Origin of the sequence: Arthrobacter bussei (genome assembly GCF_009377195.2) — a bacterium.
GTDB classification, from domain to species: Bacteria; Actinomycetota; Actinomycetes; order Actinomycetales; family Micrococcaceae; genus Arthrobacter_D; species Arthrobacter_D bussei.
Map to the genome: position 1 here is coordinate 1329787 of NZ_VJXX01000001.1, position 18525 is coordinate 1348311.

At 70.1% G+C, this 18525-nt stretch carries 21 protein-coding genes; 11 read left to right on the forward strand and 10 right to left on the reverse strand.

Annotated elements, in window-relative coordinates; all coding sequences use genetic code 11:
• Positions 1-114: 114 nt before the first annotated feature.
• Together FNH21_RS06290 and FNH21_RS06295 are read left to right on the forward strand one after the other, a co-directional pair.
• Positions 115-1596, forward strand: a complete 1482-nt coding sequence (locus FNH21_RS06290) for an APC family permease (RefSeq protein WP_152813121.1) — start codon at positions 115-117, stop codon at positions 1594-1596.
• A 100-nt stretch (positions 1597-1696) separates the two neighbouring features.
• The gene (locus tag FNH21_RS06295) at positions 1697-2158 is read left to right on the forward strand and encodes a DUF4870 domain-containing protein (RefSeq protein ID WP_152813123.1); all 462 of its coding nucleotides are present in this window, start codon (positions 1697-1699) and stop codon (positions 2156-2158) included.
• A 4-nt stretch (positions 2159-2162) separates the two neighbouring features.
• On the opposite strand, the gene FNH21_RS06300 is transcribed toward FNH21_RS06295, so the two are convergent.
• A complete protein-coding gene (locus tag FNH21_RS06300) occupies positions 2163-3032 on the reverse strand; it encodes a GAF domain-containing protein (RefSeq protein ID WP_152813125.1) in 870 nt (289 codons plus the stop codon).
• 241 nt (positions 3033-3273) lie between these two features.
• Here FNH21_RS06300 and FNH21_RS06305 point away from each other — a divergent pair, with 241 nt between their 5' ends.
• Complete coding sequence (locus FNH21_RS06305) at positions 3274-4155, forward strand: DUF1684 domain-containing protein (protein ID WP_152813127.1); 882 nt, start codon at positions 3274-3276, stop codon at positions 4153-4155.
• Here FNH21_RS06305 and FNH21_RS06310 read toward each other — a convergent pair.
• Together FNH21_RS06310 and FNH21_RS06315 are read right to left on the reverse strand one after the other, a co-directional pair.
• On the reverse strand, positions 4134-4364 hold the full coding sequence (locus tag FNH21_RS06310; RefSeq protein ID WP_152813129.1) for a hypothetical protein: 231 nt from the start codon (positions 4362-4364) through the stop codon (positions 4134-4136). The two genes, FNH21_RS06305 and FNH21_RS06310, sit on opposite strands and share 22 nt — an antisense overlap.
• 3 nt (positions 4365-4367) lie before the next feature.
• Positions 4368-5882: a glycosyltransferase family 2 protein gene (locus FNH21_RS06315; RefSeq protein WP_241742742.1), complete on the reverse strand. Its 1515-nt coding sequence runs from the start codon at positions 5880-5882 to the stop codon at positions 4368-4370.
• A 259-nt stretch (positions 5883-6141) separates the two neighbouring features.
• Here FNH21_RS06315 and FNH21_RS06320 point away from each other — a divergent pair, with 259 nt between their 5' ends.
• Positions 6142-6822, forward strand: a complete 681-nt coding sequence (locus tag FNH21_RS06320) for an alpha-ketoglutarate-dependent dioxygenase AlkB family protein (RefSeq protein WP_338403175.1) — start codon at positions 6142-6144, stop codon at positions 6820-6822.
• Here the strand turns inward: FNH21_RS06320 and FNH21_RS06325 are convergent.
• The 3 genes from FNH21_RS06325 to FNH21_RS06335 all read right to left on the reverse strand — a co-directional run bounded on the left by FNH21_RS06325 (position 6811) and on the right by FNH21_RS06335 (position 8766).
• Positions 6811-7323 carry a mycothiol transferase gene (locus FNH21_RS06325; protein ID WP_191931661.1) on the reverse strand — a complete coding sequence of 171 codons (513 nt, stop codon included), beginning with the start codon at positions 7321-7323 and terminating at the stop codon, positions 6811-6813. The two genes, FNH21_RS06320 and FNH21_RS06325, sit on opposite strands and share 12 nt — an antisense overlap.
• Entirely contained in the window at positions 7320-7961 is a 642-nt protein-coding gene (locus FNH21_RS06330; RefSeq protein ID WP_191931662.1) for a GNAT family N-acetyltransferase, read from the reverse strand. Before FNH21_RS06330 ends, FNH21_RS06325 begins: the two co-directional genes overlap by 4 nt.
• 94 nt (positions 7962-8055) lie before the next feature.
• On the reverse strand, positions 8056-8766 hold the full coding sequence (locus FNH21_RS06335) for a FadR/GntR family transcriptional regulator (RefSeq protein WP_152813135.1): 711 nt from the start codon (positions 8764-8766) through the stop codon (positions 8056-8058).
• Between the two features lie 45 nt (positions 8767-8811).
• On the opposite strand from FNH21_RS06335, the gene FNH21_RS06340 reads away from it, so the two are divergent.
• Positions 8812-10176 (forward strand): alpha-hydroxy acid oxidase, encoded by a 1365-nt coding sequence (locus FNH21_RS06340; RefSeq protein ID WP_422108748.1) that lies wholly within the window; start codon positions 8812-8814, stop codon positions 10174-10176.
• An 18-nt stretch (positions 10177-10194) separates the two neighbouring features.
• On the opposite strand, the gene FNH21_RS06345 is transcribed toward FNH21_RS06340, so the two are convergent.
• Complete coding sequence (locus tag FNH21_RS06345) at positions 10195-11247, reverse strand: alpha/beta fold hydrolase (protein WP_152813137.1); 1053 nt, start codon at positions 11245-11247, stop codon at positions 10195-10197.
• A gap of 120 nt (positions 11248-11367) precedes the next feature.
• Here FNH21_RS06345 and FNH21_RS06350 point away from each other — a divergent pair, with 120 nt between their 5' ends.
• Both FNH21_RS06350 and FNH21_RS06355 read left to right on the forward strand, forming a co-directional pair.
• Positions 11368-11670: a hypothetical protein gene (locus tag FNH21_RS06350; protein ID WP_152813139.1), complete on the forward strand. Its 303-nt coding sequence runs from the start codon at positions 11368-11370 to the stop codon at positions 11668-11670.
• Positions 11671-11900: 230 nt separating this feature from the next.
• Entirely contained in the window at positions 11901-12704 is an 804-nt protein-coding gene (locus FNH21_RS06355) for an anti-sigma factor domain-containing protein (protein WP_152813141.1), read from the forward strand.
• 57 nt (positions 12705-12761) lie between these two features.
• On the opposite strand, the gene FNH21_RS06360 is transcribed toward FNH21_RS06355, so the two are convergent.
• From FNH21_RS06360 to FNH21_RS06370, 3 genes are all read right to left on the reverse strand, one after another.
• Positions 12762-13703, reverse strand: a complete 942-nt coding sequence (locus FNH21_RS06360; RefSeq protein WP_152813143.1) for an NAD(P)-dependent oxidoreductase — start codon at positions 13701-13703, stop codon at positions 12762-12764.
• A gap of 61 nt (positions 13704-13764) precedes the next feature.
• Entirely contained in the window at positions 13765-14691 is a 927-nt protein-coding gene (locus tag FNH21_RS06365; RefSeq protein WP_152813145.1) for an SDR family NAD(P)-dependent oxidoreductase, read from the reverse strand.
• Between the two features lie 223 nt (positions 14692-14914).
• Positions 14915-15694: an MmyB family transcriptional regulator gene (locus tag FNH21_RS06370; RefSeq protein ID WP_206687030.1), complete on the reverse strand. Its 780-nt coding sequence runs from the start codon at positions 15692-15694 to the stop codon at positions 14915-14917.
• Positions 15695-16006: 312 nt separating this feature from the next.
• Between FNH21_RS06370 and FNH21_RS06375 the strand changes: the two genes are divergently transcribed.
• The 4 genes from FNH21_RS06375 to FNH21_RS06390 are packed head-to-tail and all read left to right on the forward strand — an operon-like array spanning position 16007 to position 18432.
• Positions 16007-16426 carry a DUF2243 domain-containing protein gene (locus FNH21_RS06375; protein WP_338403177.1) on the forward strand — a complete coding sequence of 140 codons (420 nt, stop codon included), beginning with the start codon at positions 16007-16009 and terminating at the stop codon, positions 16424-16426.
• A gap of 11 nt (positions 16427-16437) precedes the next feature.
• Positions 16438-17298, forward strand: coding sequence for a cytochrome c oxidase assembly protein (locus FNH21_RS06380; RefSeq protein ID WP_206687031.1), 861 nt, complete (start codon positions 16438-16440; stop codon positions 17296-17298).
• 48 nt (positions 17299-17346) lie between these two features.
• A complete protein-coding gene (locus tag FNH21_RS06385) occupies positions 17347-18147 on the forward strand; it encodes a hypothetical protein (RefSeq protein WP_152813150.1) in 801 nt (266 codons plus the stop codon).
• 3 nt (positions 18148-18150) lie between these two features.
• Positions 18151-18432: a hypothetical protein gene (locus FNH21_RS06390; RefSeq protein ID WP_152813152.1), complete on the forward strand. Its 282-nt coding sequence runs from the start codon at positions 18151-18153 to the stop codon at positions 18430-18432.
• Positions 18433-18525 lie beyond the last annotated feature (93 nt).

Below are 18525 nucleotides of genomic sequence, written 5' to 3' on the forward strand. Positions count from 1 at the left end.
TCCGCCGCGCGTCACGATGTGCGGCGGACGGGCCGGCCCTCCTATCCTCGACGGGGACCTCCGCCATGCGGCGGGTTCCTCCTCCACGCCCTACCCTGCGAAGGACCAGCACCCATGGACCTGTTCCGGACGAAGTCGATCGAACAGTCGATCAAGGACTCCGATGAGAAGGGGCACGGCCTGAAACGCTCCCTGACCACCTGGGACCTGATGATCATGGGCGTGGCCGTCGCCGTCGGCGCCGGGATCTTCTCGGTCGGGGCCCAGGCCGCGGCGTTCAACGCCGGCCCCGCCGTCACCATCTCCTTCGTCCTTGCAGCGATCACCTGCGCCCTGGCGATCATGTGCTACGCCGAGTTCGCGACGGCGCTGCCGGTCGCGGGAAGCGCCTACGTCTTCACGTACGCCACCATGGGGGAACTGCTGGCCTGGATCATCGGATGGAACCTCATCCTCGAACTGCTCATGGCGGCTGCCGTCATCGCGAAGTTCTGGGGCGTCTACCTCTCGGACCTCTTCAGCGTGCTGGACCTGGACATCCCCTCCGACATCAGTCTGCTGGGCCTGAACCTCACGTGGGGACCGCTGCTGATCGTCGCGATCTTCACCGCCGTGCTGATCTACGGGACCAAGCTCTCCGCCCGCGTCAACAGCGTCTTCACCGTCATCAAGATCGGCATCGTCCTGTTCGTGATCGTGGTCGGCTTCTTCTACGTGAGCCCCGAGAACTACACGCCCTTCGTTCCCGCGTCCGAGCCCGCCGCCGAGGGCGGCACGGGCTGGGCGGACCAGCCCTTCCTCTCCTTCCTCAGCGGCGCCTCACCGGCGGCCTTCGGCTTCACGGGCATCATCTCCGGAGCGGCCCTCGTCTTCTTCGCCTTCATCGGGTTCGACGTCGTCGCCACCTCCGCGGAGGAGGTCAAGAACCCGAGCCGCACGCTCCCCCGCGGTATCTTCGCCGGCCTGGCCGTCGTCAGCGTCCTCTACATCCTCGTCACCCTCGTGGTCACGGGCATGGTGCCCTACACGGAGCTCGGCGCTTCCGGAGCGCCCTCGCTCGCCACCGCCTTCCAGCTCGTGGGTGCCGACTGGGCCGCCGGTGTCATCTCCCTCGGCAGCCTGATCGGCCTGACCACCGTGATCATGGTGCTGCTCATGGGCCTGGCCCGCGTCATCTTCGCCCTCAGTCGCGACGGACTGCTGCCCCGGGGCCTCAGCCGGACATCGGACAAGCACGCGACGCCCGCCCGGACGCAGATCCTGTGCGGCGTCGTCGTCGGCCTCCTCGCCGGTTTCACGCAGGTGGAGGTGCTGGCCGAGATGATCAACATCGGCACCCTGTCAGCCTTCATCACGGTGAGCCTCGGCATCATCGTGCTGCGCCGGAAGCGTCCCGATCTGACCCCCGCCTTCCGGGTCCCCTTCGGCTCGGTCATCCCGATCGCCTCGGCCGCCCTGTGCCTGTACCTCATGTTCAACCTGGCCACCGTCACCTGGCTGTTCTTCGCTGTATGGCTGATCATCGGCTTCGGTGTGTACTTCGCCTACGGGTACCGCCACTCCCGCCTCCGCGCGCGTGGACCGGTCGACGCCTGACGCCGTTCCCGGCCGTGCGTGCGGAGCGGCGCTCCGCACGGGATGATGGTGACCCAGGGGCCGCCGTTCCGCGTCCCACCGTTCGATCAGGAGAAGCGCCATGTCACACGATCCCTATCCCGGTGAGCGCCCCCCGGCGGGACGGCCCGAGAACCCGTACGACGACGCCGCCGGCCGCAGCGACCAGCGGCAGGGCACGGCGCCCTACCAGTCCGTCCCGCCCCACCACCAGCCCTACCAGCAGCCCTACCAGCAGCCTTTTGCCTCCGGCGGCTACCAGCCCGGCTACTACCAGCCGTCCTCCCAGGCGATGGCGGGGACGAGTGCTGCCCAGCTGTCCCTCATCTTCGGGATCGTGGGTTTCTTCATGGCCGGCTTCGTCCTCGGGCCGCTCGCCATCTGGCAGGCGTCCAAGGCCGAGAGCATGGGGGTCCCGGCGACCGCCGGCAAGATCCTCGGCTGGATCGTGACCATCCTCAACGTGCTGGCCATCGTCGGCCTCATCGTGTTCTTCGTCGTCGTCTTCGCCGGATTCGGCGCATCGGCCGGCTACAGCACCTGACGCCTCAGAGGCAGACCTGCATCTGCGCCTGGGCTGCGTAGACCCGCAGCGCGCGCTCGTCCTCCCGCGCGAAGTGACGGGGTCTCGTGTCGGCGACGCAGAACGTCCCGATGAGCAGCCCGCCGGGACCGCGGAGGGCATGACCGGCGTAGAAGCGGATCCCCGGCTCGCTCCTGACGAACCGCAGGTTGCGGAAGCGGTCGTCCTGCCGGGCGTCGGGCACGACGAGGGCACGGGTCGTCCGGATGGTCCGGTTGCACATCACCTCCTGCCGTGGCAGGTACGCCTCCACCCGACCCGCCGCGGATTTCGTCACGTAACGGTCGTGCGTCAGGAAGCCGATGGCGGCGACGCCCACCTGGAAGAACTCACGCGCCCGGCGGGTGATGCGGTCGAACCGCTCCTCGGCGCCGGTCTCAAGGAGCCCCGTGCGCTCGAGCGAGGCGACACGCCTGGACTCCTGCGCACCAGGATCCTGCACCGGGACGTCCCCGTGCAGCAGCGCGCCGGCGGACGCCGTCGTCGCGACGGCCGGGTCGAAGTCCATCGAAGGCGGCAGGGCGACCCCGTCGATGCCGGCTGCCGATCCGGGATCTGCTGCTGAAGCTCCTGCGGGACGGCGGGCACCCTTCGCTCCCTGGCCGCCGCACAGCAGCCCACCGTCGAACAGCACCTCGCTCACGGCGCGGGACACGATGTCACGCTGAAGCGGGGGGATGAGAGCGGAGCCGCGGAGGTAGTCGAGGACGTGGACGGGGTCCGCGGTACCACCCATGCCGAAGTAGGCGATCCACACCTCGACCGGGTCGAGACCGACGTCCCTGATGGCCTGCAGGGTGAGGCCCTGCTGGATGTATCCGTCGCTGAGCGTCATGCGGTACCACTTCCCCCGAGACCGTTGCGCGGCCCGTACACCGTCACCGTACTCCGGCGTCGACGTGTGATCCACCCCGGCCGGCTTCCCTGATCCCGAGGACACCGATCGTCGTCGGATCCGGATGCAGCGCCGTGTCCTGGCCCTGACGAGGAGGCCACGGCTGGCAGCATCGGCGGGAATGCCGGCCGTGCCCCGCAGGTTCTAGGCGGTGCAGGATCAGACGCACCAGGAGGCCATGATGAGCACCACGACCCGGACCGCAGAGCAACGCTGGTCGGACTTCCGGACGGCCCGCGACGCCGCCCTCGCCGAGCCGCACGGCTGGCTGACGATCACGTCCTTCCAGTGGTTGGCGGACTCCCCCGGTGCCCTCGAGGGCGTGCCCGGTACCTGGACGGGCACCGCGACGCATGCTGCGGTCACCGCGGAGAGCGCGGACGGCCTGACGGACCTGACGAGCGGCCGGCCCGTCACCGGCACCATCACGGCGACCCTCGGCGACGAGGAGTCCCTCAGTTGGGTGGCCTTCGGTGGCACGGAGGGGCGCCGCGTGGTCGTGGAGCTCGCCCGCCGGGCCGGGCGCTACGCCGTCCGGACCCGGGACGCCGAGGCACCCACCCTGACGCACTTCACGGGCGTCCCCGTCTTCGGCTACCGGCCGGATCTCGTGGTCGAGGGGCGCTTCGAACCGTTCACTGCGCCCCGGGAGGAGATGATCGCGACGGCCCATCCGGACGTCCCCGGGAAGCACCGCACCGTCGGCGAGGTGGTGTTCCGGCTACCCGGCGAGGACGGCGAGTTCCGGCTCCGCGCCTCGCAGGAGGAAGCAGGATCCCTCGCCATCACCTTCCACGACCGGACCAACGGCGCCTCCACGGCAGCGTGGCGCAAGGTGGTCACGCGCCGGCCGCGCCCGGACGGGACGGTGCTCCTCGACTTCAACCGGACCATCAACTACCCGAGCGCGTTCTCGCCCTTCGGCACGTGCCCGGCGCCGGTCGCGGGCAACGTCCTGGCCGCGCCGGTCGAAGCCGGCGAGAAGCGCCCGGAAGACAGACGGGACGGCGACCGGACGGCGGCTCCCAGGATGCGTCGGGTTCAGTCCCGGGTCTCGGGGTAGATGCTCCTGGTCTCGGTGCGGCGGTTGCGGTTCGTGACCCAGTCCGAGGGGTAGATCTTCGGCAGCACGTTCGCCAGCGCCAGGGAGGCATAGATGACCGTGTTGATCGCCACGAACGCGGCGAGGACGGCGAACAGGCCGGAGTGCAGCACCGTCTCCGGGAGGAGGATGCCGGTGGGGACGATGGGACCTACTGAGGTACTGAACATGGCCTAGGCCTCCTGGGATTCGAGTGCGGGCGCCGGGGCGGCGTGGGTGAGGTGCGTCCAGCTGGCCTTGCGGCCGAAGGAGAGGTCAACGACTCCCTTGACGTAGACGAGGTTGAGGAACATGTCGAAGAACAGCTCGGGGAAGAGCGTCGCCGCCAGCAGCCGTGCCTTCCAGCCGCCCTTCCACACCGTGATGATCCGTTCGAGGGTGAACAGCAGTCCGAGGCCCAGCCAGAAGGGGAACCAGATCCACGTCTCGAGGGACACGACGGTGATGAGGATGAGCGCGAGGTATGCGCTGAGCGCGATCACGCCGTACCCGATGCCGAGCTGCTGGGCCCAGTAGCGCATGGTCGGGGCCGTCACCCCGTAGGCGCCGATGTTCTCGAGCGCCCCCCGCTGCCAGCGCAGCCGCTGGTTCCACAGGGTGCGCCAGGAGGGCATCAGTTCGGTGACGACCGTGCAGTCCTGCGGGGAGATCATGAGGCCACCGAGTGACTTGATGGCGATGGTGAGCTCGTTGTCCTCGGTCAGCGCGGCGGTGTCGTACACATCCCCGGGCGTACCCGGGATGGTCCTGCCCCGGCTCGCGGCGATGGTGCGGAGCGCCAACGGGCGGAACAGCGACGCCGTCCCCGTCAGCACGAACACGCGCCCGCGGCGACGGCGCATCTGGCGCGAGTAGCGGATGTACTCGTTGCGCTGGAACTGGCCGATCAGTCCGTGGCCGTCCTCGCCGTAGAAGAGCCCGCCGACCGCCATGAGCGCGCGATCGTCGACGAAGCGCACCACGGCGTTGGCGAGGAAGCCGTCATCGAGCTGCGTGTCGGCGTCCATGATCATGACGACGTCGTTGTCCCCCTGCTGCGGCAGGACCGTCTTCAGCGCCTGGTTGAGGGCGCCGGCCTTCTTGTGGGTGTTGTCGACGGATTCGATCACCTCGACGCCGGCCTCGCGGGCCAGGCGCACGGTCGCGTCCGTGCAGTTGTCGGCGACGACGATGATGCGCTCCGGACGGTGCGACTGGCTCTTGAGCGAGGCGATGGTCTGCGGGAGCGATGCCTCCTCGTTGTGCGCCGGGATGAGCACCGTCACCGTCACCTCGCCGGCGAAGGCGCCGCGGTTGGCCGACATGACGACCTTGGGGGCGAGGGGCTGGTGTCCCGGGTTCATGGAACGGCGGGCCTTCGTGGCGATGCGCCGCTCCACCAGGGCCAGGCCGGCTCCCGCGAGGAGGGCGAGGGCGATCGCGGAGAGGATGACGTTCATCTCGGGGGCGTCCGAGTTGTAGAGGACGCTCCAGACGCCCACCACGGCGTCGTGCGACTCGGAGATGGAGGTGTCCGGTCCGTTCGCGGCGACGGCCAGCCACAGCAGCGCCGCGGCCAGGGTGACGAGCCCGACGATCACGAGGCCGACGATGCGGTCGAGCCTGCCCTTCGTCGCATAGGGCGCCGGCTGCGCGTCGTCCGGCTCGGGCTCCGGGTCGTTCCGGGGTGCACTGCGGGTCATGGTCATGTGGGGTGTTCCTTTCGGGACCGGCACCACGGGTACGTCGTCCGACGTCCCTGGCATGGGTAGTGCGCCGCCGCCCAGCCGGGCTCCGCGCTTCGGTCTCGAGTCTTCCGTGCCACCCTCGACCCAGCCCGACGCTGAAACCGAAGAAAGGGTCAACGAATCCCGTGGCTTTCCGGCACGGGGCGTCCACGCGACGGCGGGCGCGTCGACGCGGCGGGCTCGCGGGAGGATGACCCTCCGGTCGGCGGACAATGGGACGGTGACCGATCTGCCCGACGCCCTGATCCCCCGGCCGCGCCGCGAGCTGGCACCAGGCGCGGTCCTGGTGCCGGACTGGCTGGATCCCGTCCGGCAGCGCGAACTCGTGGCCCTGTGCCGTGCGTGGGCGGTCGGCCCGGTGCGGATGCGCTCACCGCGGATGCCGAACGGCGGCGTCATGTCCGTGCAGAGCGTCAGCCTCGGCTGGCACTGGCTGCCCTATCGCTACAGCCGGACGGCCGACGACGTCGGAGGTGCCGCCGTCGCGCCCTTCCCTGACGTCCTGCGCAGGCTCGGTCGTGATGCCGTGGCCGCCGCCTACGGGCGGGACGAGGCCGCGCGGTACGAGCCAGACGCCGCACTCGTCAACTACTACGACGACGCCGCGAGGATGGGCATGCACCAGGACCGCGAGGAGCGGACCGATGCACCCGTCGTGTCACTCAGCCTGGGGACCTCGTGCGTCTTCCGGTTCGGCAACACCGAGAACCGCAACCGGCCCTGGCAGGACGTGGAACTGGCCTCGGGGGACCTCTTCGTCTTCGGCGGCCCCTCGCGCTTCGCGTACCACGGTGTGGTCCGTACCCTCCCGGGCACGGCTCCCACGGGCATCGGGTTCGAGGGACGGCTCAACATCACCCTGCGCCAGACGGGTCTCTCCGGAACCGGATCAGCCCGCTGAGAGGATGATGCCGCGCGCGTACGCGGCCTGGCCGGCGTGCTGGACGGCGTCGTCGACCACGCTCACGAGCCTGACCAGCAGCGTCACCGGTGGGTCCCAGTCCTCGTCCACCACCCGCCCGAGGTCCGCCTCGGTCAGTCCGCCCACCAGGCGTCCGGTCACGCGGTGCACGGCGTCGAAGTAGTCGAGCAGCTGCCGGCCGGAACGGACCCGGACGGCATCCACCTGTTCGGAGGAGTGTCCGTACCCGGTGTCCGAGTGGTCGAGCGCGAGGTCCCACCGATCGGCGAACCCGTCCGAGAGCCAGACGTCGTCATGCCCGAAAGCATCGGCGAGGTGACTGTCCTCCACGCGGGCGAGGTGCCAGACGAGCCAGGCGACGGAGTTGCCGGATCCACCCGGGCGAGCGGAGAGCTGTTCGGCGTCGAGACCCTCGACGGCTGCGTGCACCAGGTCAGGCAGGCGGCCCAGGGCCTCGACGAGGACGTCGACCGGCCTCACGCGCCGTCCCGCGGTGCTGATTCGGCCCGCGAGGCCATCAGCAGGGTGAAGCGGCGGCGCTGCCGGGCAGGGATGAGCGAGAGGAACCGGGGGTGGGCGGCCAGGAAGTCCTGAGCCTCGGGGCAGTAGGGCATCACGGCGAGGCGTCGGCGGTGCGCGTCGAGCAGTACGGCTTGCATGAGGACCGATTCGACACCGGTCCGCTGGAACCGCGGGTCGATCACGGAGTGGAGCAGGAGCACATGTCCACCGCGCATGTCGTACTGCACGTAGCCCGCCATGACGCCGTTGCGGAACAGCTCGAAGCGCGAGAACAGCGCGTTGTCCCGGAAGGTCTCCCGGGCGGAGTCCCCTGTGCCACGCTGCGCAGCCTGGCGTTCACGGCGCTCGAGCTCCTCGGTGAGGGCGTCGAACTGCTCCCTCGCCTCGAGCGCCGGGTGATCCGAGTCCAGGTGCTGGAAGGTGCGGTTGCAGAGGAGCCGCAGCTCGCGCGTGGTGACCGTCGCGAGGTCCTCGGGGAACGCGGATCCGGGGATCGCCGGCGGAGCTGCGACGGCGTGCAGCGAAGGCTTCCACGACGGCGCGGAAGACTGCTCCGGTGCGGTGGGATGGTCGAGTATCTGCGGCAAGCGTTCCATGGTCAGCTCCACGTCCGGTGGGTCCACGGCCATCTGCTCGACCAGTAGGAGCAGTCTAGGTGAGCTTCCTCATATTGGAAAGGTCAGCAGGCTGTCAAGCCTCGGGGTGCTGATCGTGGACACCGGACTCCCGGTAGAACCGCTCGATATGATGCCGCACCAGGTCGGCAGCCCTGAGCCCCTCGCCCCCGACGATCGCCGCCAGGATCGCCCGGTGCTCATGCCTCAGCCGGTCGGAGGTGGACCCCCAGTCGGGGAGGTCGGCGGTGAGTCGCTGCGTGTAGGCAGCGATCGATCCGCGCAGGGACCCCATCATGGCGCCGACGAGCACATTGCCGGCCGCTTCGGCCAGCGCCACATGGAACAGTGCATCGCGCTCCAGAAAGGCTCCGGGCCCGAGATCGTGCGCATCCGGCCCGTCCATCTCGTCCAGTAGCCGCGCGGCCCGCTCGAGCGCCGGCGAGTCACGCCACGCATGCTCCGCAGCCCACGCCTCGAGCAGCAGGCGTGTCTCCACGATGTCCTTGACCGGCAGGTGCGCGCTGGCGACGTGGAGACGGAGCGCGGAATCGAGGGCGAGCGCCGGGTTGCCCGTGATGATCGTCCCCGCCTGCGGACCGGATCCCACACCGGCCCGAACGACGCCGAGTGCCTCCAGCACGCGGGTACCCTCGCGCACCGACGCCCTGCTGATGCCGAGCTGCTCAGCCATGCTGCGCTCGCCCGGCAACCGCGAACCGATGGCGAGCCTGCCCGCCGCGAGTTCCTGCTCGAGCCATGCCGAGACAACCTGGTGGGTGCGCATGGAGCCAGCCTATCTTGTGTGGTCGGACCACACGCCGTAGGATCTGTGGTCAGACCTCAGCCGCCCCGCGCACCGCCGCGATCCGTCCCTCGAGCAAAGGCACCCCTCGTGATCCCCTCCGTGAATCCCGCAGCCCGCACCGCCGTCCCCCCGGCCCTCCGGCGCCGCGTGCCGAAGGTCGCCGACCTCGCTCCCCTCATGCAGTTCAAGAAGCCGGATTTCGGGTCCGCAGCGCGACTGAAGCGGGCCAACACCATCTGGGACCTCCGCGACCTGGCCAAGCGCCGCACACCCACCGCGCCCTTCGACTACACCGACGGCGCCGCCGAGGCGGAGATCTCCCTCGGCCGCGCCCGGGACGCCTTCCTCGACCTCGAGTTCCGGCCGGGCATCCTCCGGGACGTGCAGACGGTCAGCACGGCCACGCCGATCCTCGGCGGGACCTCAGCCCTCCCGTTCGGCATCGCACCCACCGGTTTCACGCGCATGATGCAGTCGGAGGGTGAATACGCCGGGTCCCAGGCTGCCGAGGCCGCGGGCATCCCCTACACGCTCTCGACCATGGGAACCGCCTCGATCGAGGACGTCGCAGCGGCCGCGCCGAACGGCCGCAACTGGTTCCAGCTGTACCTGTGGACGGATCGTGACCGCTCCATGGAACTGATCGCCCGCGCGGCAGCGGCCGGCAACGACACCCTCATGGTCACCGTGGACACCGCAGTCGCCGGAGCCCGCCTCCGCGACGTCCGCAACGGCATGACCATTCCTCCGGCCCTGACGCTGAAGACCGTCCTCGACGCCTCCTACCGCCCCGCCTGGTGGTTCAACTTCCTGACGCACGAGCCCCTGTCCTTCGCGTCGCTCTCCCGCTACTCGGGCACCGTCGCGGACCTCATCAACTCGATGTTCGACCCCACCCTCACGTTCGAGGACCTCGACTGGCTGCGCAGCGTGTGGAAGGGGAACCTCGTGGTGAAGGGCATCCAGACCCTCGACGATGCGAAGAAGGCCGTGGACCACGGCGCGGACGGCATCATCCTCTCCAACCACGGCGGACGGCAGCTCGACCGCGCCCCGATCCCCCTGCACCTGCTGCCGCGCGTCGCCGCCGACCTCAAGGGCAAGACGGACATCATCCTCGACACCGGCATCATGAGCGGCGGCGACATCGTCGCCGCCATGGCCCTCGGTGCCGACTTCACCCTGATCGGCCGCGCCTACCTCTACGGCCTCATGGCCGGGGGCCGTAAGGGCGTCGACCGCACCATCGAGATCCTCGGCACCCAGACGGCCCGCACCATGCAGCTGCTCGGCGTCGACAGGATCGAGGACCTCACCCCGGACCACGTCCGGCTCCTGGGCGACGCGACCACGGACGTCGATCTCCCGGACGCGGCCATGACCCGCTAGACCGCCGAGGGTGCGGCCTCAGCCGCGGCCCCTCGATCTGGCCTCGGCCTGCTGCTCCCTGCCCCTCTCGACGAGGTGGTCGTCGTCGGTCCGGTTGCCCTTCAGCTCGACGGCAACCCCCTGCACCTCGTCGGCGATCGCCCGGACCGCGTCGACGGGGTCGAGGGAGACCTCCTGGTCCGGCAGCTCCGGGACCACCGTGATGCCGTCGGCCGAGCCCCGCTCCTGCAGCTGATGCCGGTGGTGCTGTGATGCCGCGTCGCCGGTACCTCCCGTCTCACCGACCGAGGGCTCGCCCAGCGTTCCTGCGGCGTGGCGGACGCAGAGATCCGCCACCTCCCGCGCGTGCGCGTGCATGACGGAGTGCGCCGCACCCTCGATCTCCACGACCGAAGCCACCCTGGGGAACGCCTCGCTGAGGCGCGTGACCCACGGACGCGGGCACACGGCGTCGTGCTCGCCGCGGATGATCAGTGTCGACGCCCCCACGCGGGCGGCGGTCCGCTCGATCGGGTAGGACATCATGCGCGGCAGGATCTTGAAGAACCAGCCGAACCCACAGGTGAGGTAGGCGACGACCGCGAGCAGCTTCACGCGGGAGGGCTCATGGAGGGCTGCCCGGAGGAACCGCACCGCCTGCGCCGGTGTGGATCTCCTCGATGCGTCGATCACCGGGCTGATGAGCACGAGGGTGGACAGACCCGGCCGGCGGGCTGCCAGATCGGCGCAGATCTGCGTTCCCATGGAGTGCCCCACCACCACCGGATCCTCCAGGCCGAGCTCGTCGATCGCCGTCCCGACGAGGTCCGCGAACTCGCCGATGGACAGCGCGTGCCGGGCGTGCGGCACACCACCGAAGCCGGGAAGGTCCAGCGCGTAGACCGGGCCGAACTGCATGAGGTGCGGGGCGAGCTGCTCGAAGTAGTGCGAGGAGACGCCGATGCCGGAGACCAGCACGAAGGGCCTCTCGCCCGGTTCACCCGCTGAGCTCACGCGGGCCCAGACGCCGTCCCCCCGGACCCTCCGGACCCTGATGTCCGGGCTCTCGTCGGAGCCCCCGGTTTTCGTCACGTCTCATTCTCGTACCGGACGTCGGCAAAGCCTCAATCGAGGTCTATCATTCATCTGTGGACCTGCCTGGGGCGGGTTCCGGTACATAAGTCTGGGGAGACGAATATGGAGCGTAGGCGGATGCATTATCCGTTGCGTTACAGGCGCGCACGATCGCTGCTCTACGTGATCGGCCTGTTCTGGTTGTGGCTGTGGCTCGGCAGCGCCGCGTTGATGGAGGGTCTCTACCATTCGCCGCTGCACGCCGCCCTCGCGATGTACGCGATCGCCGTCGCCGTCCTGGTCTCGCTGCCCGCCGCCCTCCTCGCGGTGCTCCGCATGGTCCTCACGCATCCGCAGCGGACCGGCGTCGTGGTACCTCTCACCCGGGCCGCCCGGCCGGTGGAGGACGCCCACTGGTGGTACGGCGAGAAGGTCTCCTGACCCGCGGCACATCCCGTCCCGCGGGCCGTCCGGGGATCCGCGTGATATCCGGTCCGACCTTAAGACCATCCTCCGGCCCCTACCGGACGAACCCTCTGTGAGCCACTGCTCCTTCGACCGGTTCCCGGACCGCCCGCGGGGCGACACTGGCACTGCGGAGGTCCGCAGGACCGACCGGATCAGGGTGTTCCCACCCCGCTCCTCGACCGCAGAAGGACAGGAGGGGGATCGTGCGCCATGCCGACCGCGCCACGATGACCCTCATAGCCCTCGGGGAGGACGTCGGCGACGGCCAGCGCGAGCACGTCCAGTCCTGCCCCGCCTGCATCGACGACATGGCGCGCGTCCGCAGGCGCCTCCTCTGGACGGATGAGGCCGGCGCTCCGGCCATGGACCTCCCACCACCATCGGTCTGGGCGGCGATCCACCGGGAGCTGGAGCTGGGCGAGGAGCTCCGCCCCGACCCCCTGGGCGCGCCCGTCAAGGCGCACACCGGGGTCGGGGCCGCTTCGCCCCATGAACCCGCCCGCACCAGCCATGCCGCTCGGCCCGGCAGGTCCGGCAGGATGAGCGGCCGTCGTCGCGCAGTCGTCGGCGTCCTGACTGCGGCTGCGGCCGCCGGCCTCCTGTGGGCCGCCGTCGCCGAGGCCCCTGGTCCGTCGCCCGAGGCCGGCGACGCGCGGGGGGACACCGCGGCTCCCCGCACCATGGCCTCGGCCGGACTAACGCCGATGGGAACCTACGCCGACGCCGGGAGCGCCCGCGTGGACCTCCTGTCCGACGGTGGGCGCATGCTCGTGGTGCACTCCGCTGCCACCGCATCCCGAGGGCACCGCGAGGTGTGGCTCCTCGCCCCGGACGCGAGCAGCATGGTCAGCCTCGGCGCCATGGAGGGGGTGGACGGCGCGTTCCGGGTGCCCGACGACGTGGACCTCTCGGCGCTGCCCGTCGTCGACATCTCGAGCGAGCCCGACGACGGCGATCCGGCACACTCGGGCGATTCGATCCTCCGGGGCCGGCTCGACGCGGGCTGAGCCATCCAGGGGCTGCCGCCGGGAGCGTGTCAGGCCGTGCCCGAGGTCGCCATCGGCCTACCGGCGCACGCCGACACTCCGCGACCTACCGGGGCCTGATTCCAGGCCTTCCGCTAGCAGCTCGGCGGCCATCGGCAGGCCGTGGGCACCCGGCCGGGCATAGGCGTCGAGCTGCGCCACATCCTGGCCCAGGGCGGTCATGGCCTCGGTGAAGATATCCATGTCGATTGCTTGCAGCACCTCCAGGTGCGCAGCGTTGGCCGCCGTGACCGGACCCGTCAGGGCTTCCACCGCGAAGCTGCGACCGGTACCCGAGAGCAGGAGATCGACCAACCGGTCGAGGTCGAGGCCGAGGTTCCGAGCGAGCACCAGGATGTCCTGGATGCTGCGCTGATTCATCATGAGCAGTGCATTGTTGATCAGCTTCCCGATCTGTCCGGATCCCACGGCACCCATGTAGGCGATCGTCGTCGAGAACGAGTCGAGGACCGGCCGGGCCTTGGCCAGTGCCGGTTCAGGCCCGCCCACGATGGTTGTCAGGCGTCTCGCCTCGGCGCCGGCCCTGCCTCCGCTGACGGGGGCATCGAGGACGAGAACGCCCGTGCGGGCGGCGCGGTCGGCAAGGGAGGACGCGTAGCCGGGGAGTCCCGTTCCGTGGTTGATGAGGACGGTCCCCGGCTCCATGGCGGCGAGGAGGCCACCGGCGATCAGGACCTCCTCGATATCGGAGTCCTCACGCAGGCAGAGCCCCAGGATCTCACTGGCTCCTCCGAGGTCTGCGAGGGATTCGTGTCGGGTATGGGGCAGCCCCTCGAGCTCGTTCAGGGAAGCCTCTCGACGGACCCACACCTGCAGGTCGAAACCCGCGGTGGCGATGGCTCGTGCCATCGGCGCCCCCTGGTCGCCGAGGCCCACCCATCCGACCCGCAGCCCGTTCGGTGCGGGTGAGCTGCGGGCGGCGAGCGTGGTGGTCCGGGTGATGCTGGGCACAGTGGTCATGATCGTGATCCTTCGGTGGTCGGCAGTGCCGTCGGCCGGTACGGGACGGCGGAGGCGGCGGTCAGGAGGCGCGCCGGGCGAGGAGGCCCTCGGCCAGGTCCCACAGCCGGTCGGCGTTCACCGGGTCGAGCGCATAGGCGGCGACGCCGGTGTAGTCGGGTCCGCGGTGGTCCACGGCCGCTGCTTCGTTGACATCCTCGAAGTAGCGGCCGCCGATCCCGTCGAGGTCGGGGGCCGTCGCCACGTAGAGCGTCGTCGCTGCTCCCTGCTCAGGCGTCTTCCGGCGTTCGACCGGCGTGCGGAGCCCACCGGTATGGCGTTGGAGGTTCGTCGCGATGGCGCCGGGCATGACGGCGTTCGACGTGATGCCGTCCTTCGCCCATCGCGAGGTGATCGCCACGGCGAACAGGGCGGTCGCCGTCTTGGACTGCCCGTAGGCGAGAAACGCGTCGTACGGGATGAAGTCGAAGTGCGGGTCGTCGAAGTGGACCGGGGAGAAGAGGTGACCGCTCGAACTCAATGACACGATGCGGGCATTTCCGGCTGCGGCGAGAGCACTGTGGAGTGCGTGCGCAAGGGCGAAGTGACCGAGGAAGTTGGTGGCGAACTGCATCTCCCACCCCTCCGGTGTCCGTTCCAGTTCGGGGAGTGCCATGATCCCGGCGTTGTTGACGAGCACGTGCAGCGGTCCGGTCCATGCGTCGGCGAACTCCTTGACGGAGGCATGGTCGGCGAGATCCACACGGCCGAGGAAGATGTTCTGATTGCCGGTGGATGCGCGCAGCTCCTCGGCGACAGGAGCTGCTGCTTCGAGATTGCGGACGGCCAGGGTGACCTCGGCGCCGATGCGGGCGAATGCGCGGGCGGTCTCGATTCCGATACCGGAGGCGCCGCCGGTGATGACGACCCGCCGACCGGTGAAGTCGATGCTCCGGGTGACATCGGAGGCGGTCGAGGAGGAACCGAAGGGGGTGGTGATGCGGGCCATAGGGGATGACTTCTTTCGTGGAGGACGGGTGTCATGTGGCAGAGGAGCCCGTGGCGCCGGCAGGACCTGCCCGGAGGGGACTGGGTGCGGCATGGGCGGCTCTGTGCATGAGTCTGCTCGTCGACCAGAGCTGCAGGTAGATCCCTGCGTTGCCTAGGAACACCAGGGCCACCCTGGGCAACCGAGCCCCTGTCGGCAGGGGATTTCCGTAGGCGGGTCCGCCCTACGCGACCACTGATGGACCGGTGCGCGCGAGGCGCCGCAACGCACCGTCGGAGGGCGAGCCCGGTGAGGCGTGATGCACGACGAGGAGCTGCCCATCAGTCCCTGCGACGGCGAGCTTCTCATGGAACAGGTCGAGGTCACCGACGATCGGGTGGTGCAGGAGCCGACGGCCGGCGACCTTCGGCCGCACGTCATGTCGGTTCCACAGGTGCACGAAGTAGGCGCTGCGATCGGACAGGTCCTCGACCAGGCGGCGGACCCGGGGATCGTCGACTCGTTCTCCGACCGAAGCACGCAATCCCGCCACGGCTTCGCGCATCACCTGGTCGTAGTCCTCGTACAGGTCCCGCTCCGCCGGATCCAGGAAAGCCTCGCGCAGGATGTTCGTCCCCGGTGCGTTCCGGGGAGAGAGGGCTATGGCGAGCCGGTTGGCCGCGAGGACCGTCATGAAGCGGTCCTGGACGAAGGCCGGGACATTGCCGATCGTCTCGAGCAGGATGCCCAACCCCGGGGCCACCGGCTCGGGAACACCGTCCGTCGATCCCGATCCCGGCACGGGGCGGTCGGCAGGGAGTCGGCCGAGACGGTGCAGGTGAAGCGTCGACGGTGGGTCGAGCATCAGGGCACGTGCCAGTGCATCCAGGATCTGCGGCGAGGGGTGGTGGTCCCTACCCTGTTCGAGGCGGACGTAGTAGTCGACGCTGATGCCCGCCAGCTGCGCGACCTCCTCCCGACGAAGTCCCACGACGCGCCGCCGGCCGTAGGTGCGCAGCTCCACGTCCTCCGGGCGGACCAGCTTCCCGTCGTGCCTTCAGGTACTCGCTGAACGCAGGGTTCTTCTCCACAGGGCCAATGTAGTCCGGCGCATCGCCATCCGAGCCGGACCATGACCGTCGGAGCACGGCGCGGAGGCTCTCGGGGTCGGGGCGGCGCGGACCCGAAAGTGCTGGACGCTCCCCGCGCGGCACTGGCACGCTGACAACGTCCGCACCCTTCGACGACGGGGAACACCATCGCTTCGACCACCCGCCCTCCCGCCCAGCCGGGGAACGGTGCGAGCACGCCCCACCTGCATCGGCGGAACGTCCTGGTGGGCATCCTGTTCGGGTGCGGCATCATCGCCTTCCTCGATGAGGCCGTGTTCCACCAGCTCCTCCACTGGCACCACTTCTACGACCGCTCCACCCAGGCGGCGGGCCTCGTGTCCGACGGCCTGTTCCACGCGTTCAGCTGGTTCGCCACGGTCGCCTCGCTCTTCCTGTTCGCGGACCTGAGGAGACGGGGTGCACTGGACACCCGACGCTGGGCGGGCGGGATCCTGGTCGGCGTCGGCGCCTTCCAGCTGTTCGACGGCCTGGTGCAGCACAGGCTGCTGGGCCTGCACGAGGTCCGGTACGGGGTGGACCTCCTCCCCTACGACCTCGCGTGGAACGGCGCGGCGCTGGCCTTCCTGGTCGCCGGGGTCCTCGTGCTGCTCGCCGTCCGGCGGGCGGGACGCCGGCGGGGGTGAGGTTCTCCGCCGTGGTGGGCGACGCCGTGCAGCACCATACAGGTGGTGCCGGGACGGCGGCCGGCGACGGTGACGCCGTCAGCTTCGCGGTGCGGACCGCCGTCGTCCTCGCCTGGTCGGGACTGGTGGCGGGCTATCTCGTCGCCGACCGCGTCGCGGTGCTGCGGGGTCGCACCTCCTGGCCGTCGGTGCGCACGGCCTCGTGGCTCTCGGGCGCCCTGCTCGGCCTCGTGGTGTCCGTGGGGCCCGTCGCGTCGGCTGCCGGGAACAGCTTCACGGCCCACATGGCCGTCCACCTCGTGCTCGGGATGCTCGTGCCGCTCCTGCTCGTCCTCGGCGCGCCCATGACCCTGGTGCTCCGGGCGGTCCCGGTCCATGCCGGTCGGCGGCTCGCAGGCCTGGCCGGTAGCCCGCCGCTCCGTATCCTCACCCATCCGGTGACCGCACTGGTGCTCTCCATCATGCCGATGGCCCTGCTGTACCGGGACGGCTCGGCCCTCGCCCTGCTGCATGATCCCGTGGCCGGCCCGGTCCTCCACGTGCACTTCGTGGCCTCGGGGGCGCTCTTCGCCTACGCCGTCGTCGGGGTGGATCCCCAGCCCCACCGGGCGTCCGTCACCCTGCGCGCAGGCGCGATCCTCGTCTCCATCGCAGCGCACGGGATGATCGCGAAGCACCTGTACTCGCTGGCCGGTGCTGCCGGGATGCCGGACGGGACAGCGGGGGCCGCGCAGCTCATGTACTACGGCGGTGACGCCGTGCACGCACTGCTGCTCGTCGTCTTCTGCCTGCAGGTGTACCGGCGGACCGGACGTGCGGGACGCCGCGCAGGAGCCTCCTTCAGCGGCTCTGCGTCCGGGCGTGTTGTGTAGCCTTGCCGGAGCGGGCCGAGGGCCCGGCGAACCACCGGAGGATCACGCATGCCACGCTTCGCCCCGATCACGGGACTGTCCTTTGCCGTCCTGGTCGTCCTGACGGCCTGCTCGACATCGACGGATGGGGGCGAGGCGCGTGCGTCCACGCCGGCATCCGTCTCGTCGGCAGAGCCGTCCCCGGAAGTCTCGGCCGACGCGTCCGGGAGCGCGTCCGACGGCGCGTCTCCCGACGCGGCGGAGGGGACCGGGAGCTACTCGTCGGACGACCTCTCGGCCATCCTCGGATCGGTCACGCAGGCGGACGGCAGTGCCCTGCAGATGCTCCCCACGGCCCAGATCGAGCAGAGCATGGAGCAGGCGCGCCAGTTCCTGGCCGGCGTGACGGTCAGCCCCGAGGAGTGCGCGGTCTTCGTGTCGAACAGCCTGGAGGCACCGGAGGGCGCAGGCGTCGCGACGGGCGTCTCCAGCGCGGACGGCGACGCCGTGCAGACCATCCTCTCGGCGGCCTCCGCCGCCGAGATCGCCTCCGCCGGCGAGGACGAGGCCGCCCGGACCGCGGAAACGCTCGAATCCTGCTCCTCGATCAGTGTCGAGGCCTCGGGAGTGTCGATCGACCAGACCGTCGAGGCGGTGGAGGCAACGACGGACGCCGACCGCACGGCCGGGACGCTGGCGGTACAGACCACCCCGGACGTAGCGACGCAGCAGACCATGACCATCGTCGGCACCCGTGGTGACCTCGCCGTGACGGCCGTCCGCACGGCCAAGGACACCCTTCCCGAGGGTACGCAGGAAGAGCTGCAGGGCCTCGTCGACTCCACCCTCGCCGCCGCCGGGCAGGGCTGAGCCGTGCGCCTCGAGGGATGGCACATCATCGTGATCCTCGGATTCCTGCTGGTGGTGGCGGTGATCGTCGGGGCGGTCCTCCTGACCTCGGCGGCGCGGAGGGGGACTCGACCGCACAGCGGACAGCAGCCGCCGGGCGCACCACTGTCCGGGGCCCGCCCGGACACCCTGCACCCACCCCGGACCAAAAAGGACCGCCTCCGCGAGATCGACGACCTCCATCGTCGCGGCGTGGTCAGCGAGCACGAGCATCGCGAGACGCGCAAGCGGACCCTCGACGACTGATGCCGTCGTCCATCCGGGTGGACAGGCCTCTGTCAGTCGGCATATAACTAGTTAGCCGAACTAGTTGACAGTACGGTTCGTATTCCTGAGCGA

Excerpts from the sequence above, each read along its gene's own strand:
- FNH21_RS06335 (WP_152813135.1), bottom strand. The coding sequence starts at position 8,766 with ATGCGCACCCACCAGGTTGTCTCGGCATGGCTCGAGCAGGAACTCGCG.
- FNH21_RS06310 (WP_152813129.1), bottom strand. The coding sequence starts at position 4,364 with ATGTTCAGTACCTCAGTAGGTCCCATCGTCCCCACCGGCATCCTCCTC.
- FNH21_RS06350 (WP_152813139.1), top strand. The coding sequence starts at position 11,368 with ATGCATTATCCGTTGCGTTACAGGCGCGCACGATCGCTGCTCTACGTG.
- FNH21_RS06385 (WP_152813150.1), top strand. The coding sequence starts at position 17,347 with ATGCCACGCTTCGCCCCGATCACGGGACTGTCCTTTGCCGTCCTGGTC.
- FNH21_RS06305 (WP_152813127.1), top strand. The coding sequence starts at position 3,274 with ATGAGCACCACGACCCGGACCGCAGAGCAACGCTGGTCGGACTTCCGG.
- FNH21_RS06330 (WP_191931662.1), bottom strand. The coding sequence starts at position 7,961 with ATGGAACGCTTGCCGCAGATACTCGACCATCCCACCGCACCGGAGCAG.
- FNH21_RS06295 (WP_152813123.1), top strand. The coding sequence starts at position 1,697 with ATGTCACACGATCCCTATCCCGGTGAGCGCCCCCCGGCGGGACGGCCC.
- FNH21_RS06315 (WP_241742742.1), bottom strand. The coding sequence starts at position 5,882 with ATGACCATGACCCGCAGTGCACCCCGGAACGACCCGGAGCCCGAGCCG.
- FNH21_RS06290 (WP_152813121.1), top strand. The coding sequence starts at position 115 with ATGGACCTGTTCCGGACGAAGTCGATCGAACAGTCGATCAAGGACTCC.
- FNH21_RS06365 (WP_152813145.1), bottom strand. The coding sequence starts at position 14,691 with ATGGCCCGCATCACCACCCCCTTCGGTTCCTCCTCGACCGCCTCCGAT.
- FNH21_RS06360 (WP_152813143.1), bottom strand. The coding sequence starts at position 13,703 with ATGACCACTGTGCCCAGCATCACCCGGACCACCACGCTCGCCGCCCGC.
- FNH21_RS06300 (WP_152813125.1), bottom strand. The coding sequence starts at position 3,032 with ATGACGCTCAGCGACGGATACATCCAGCAGGGCCTCACCCTGCAGGCC.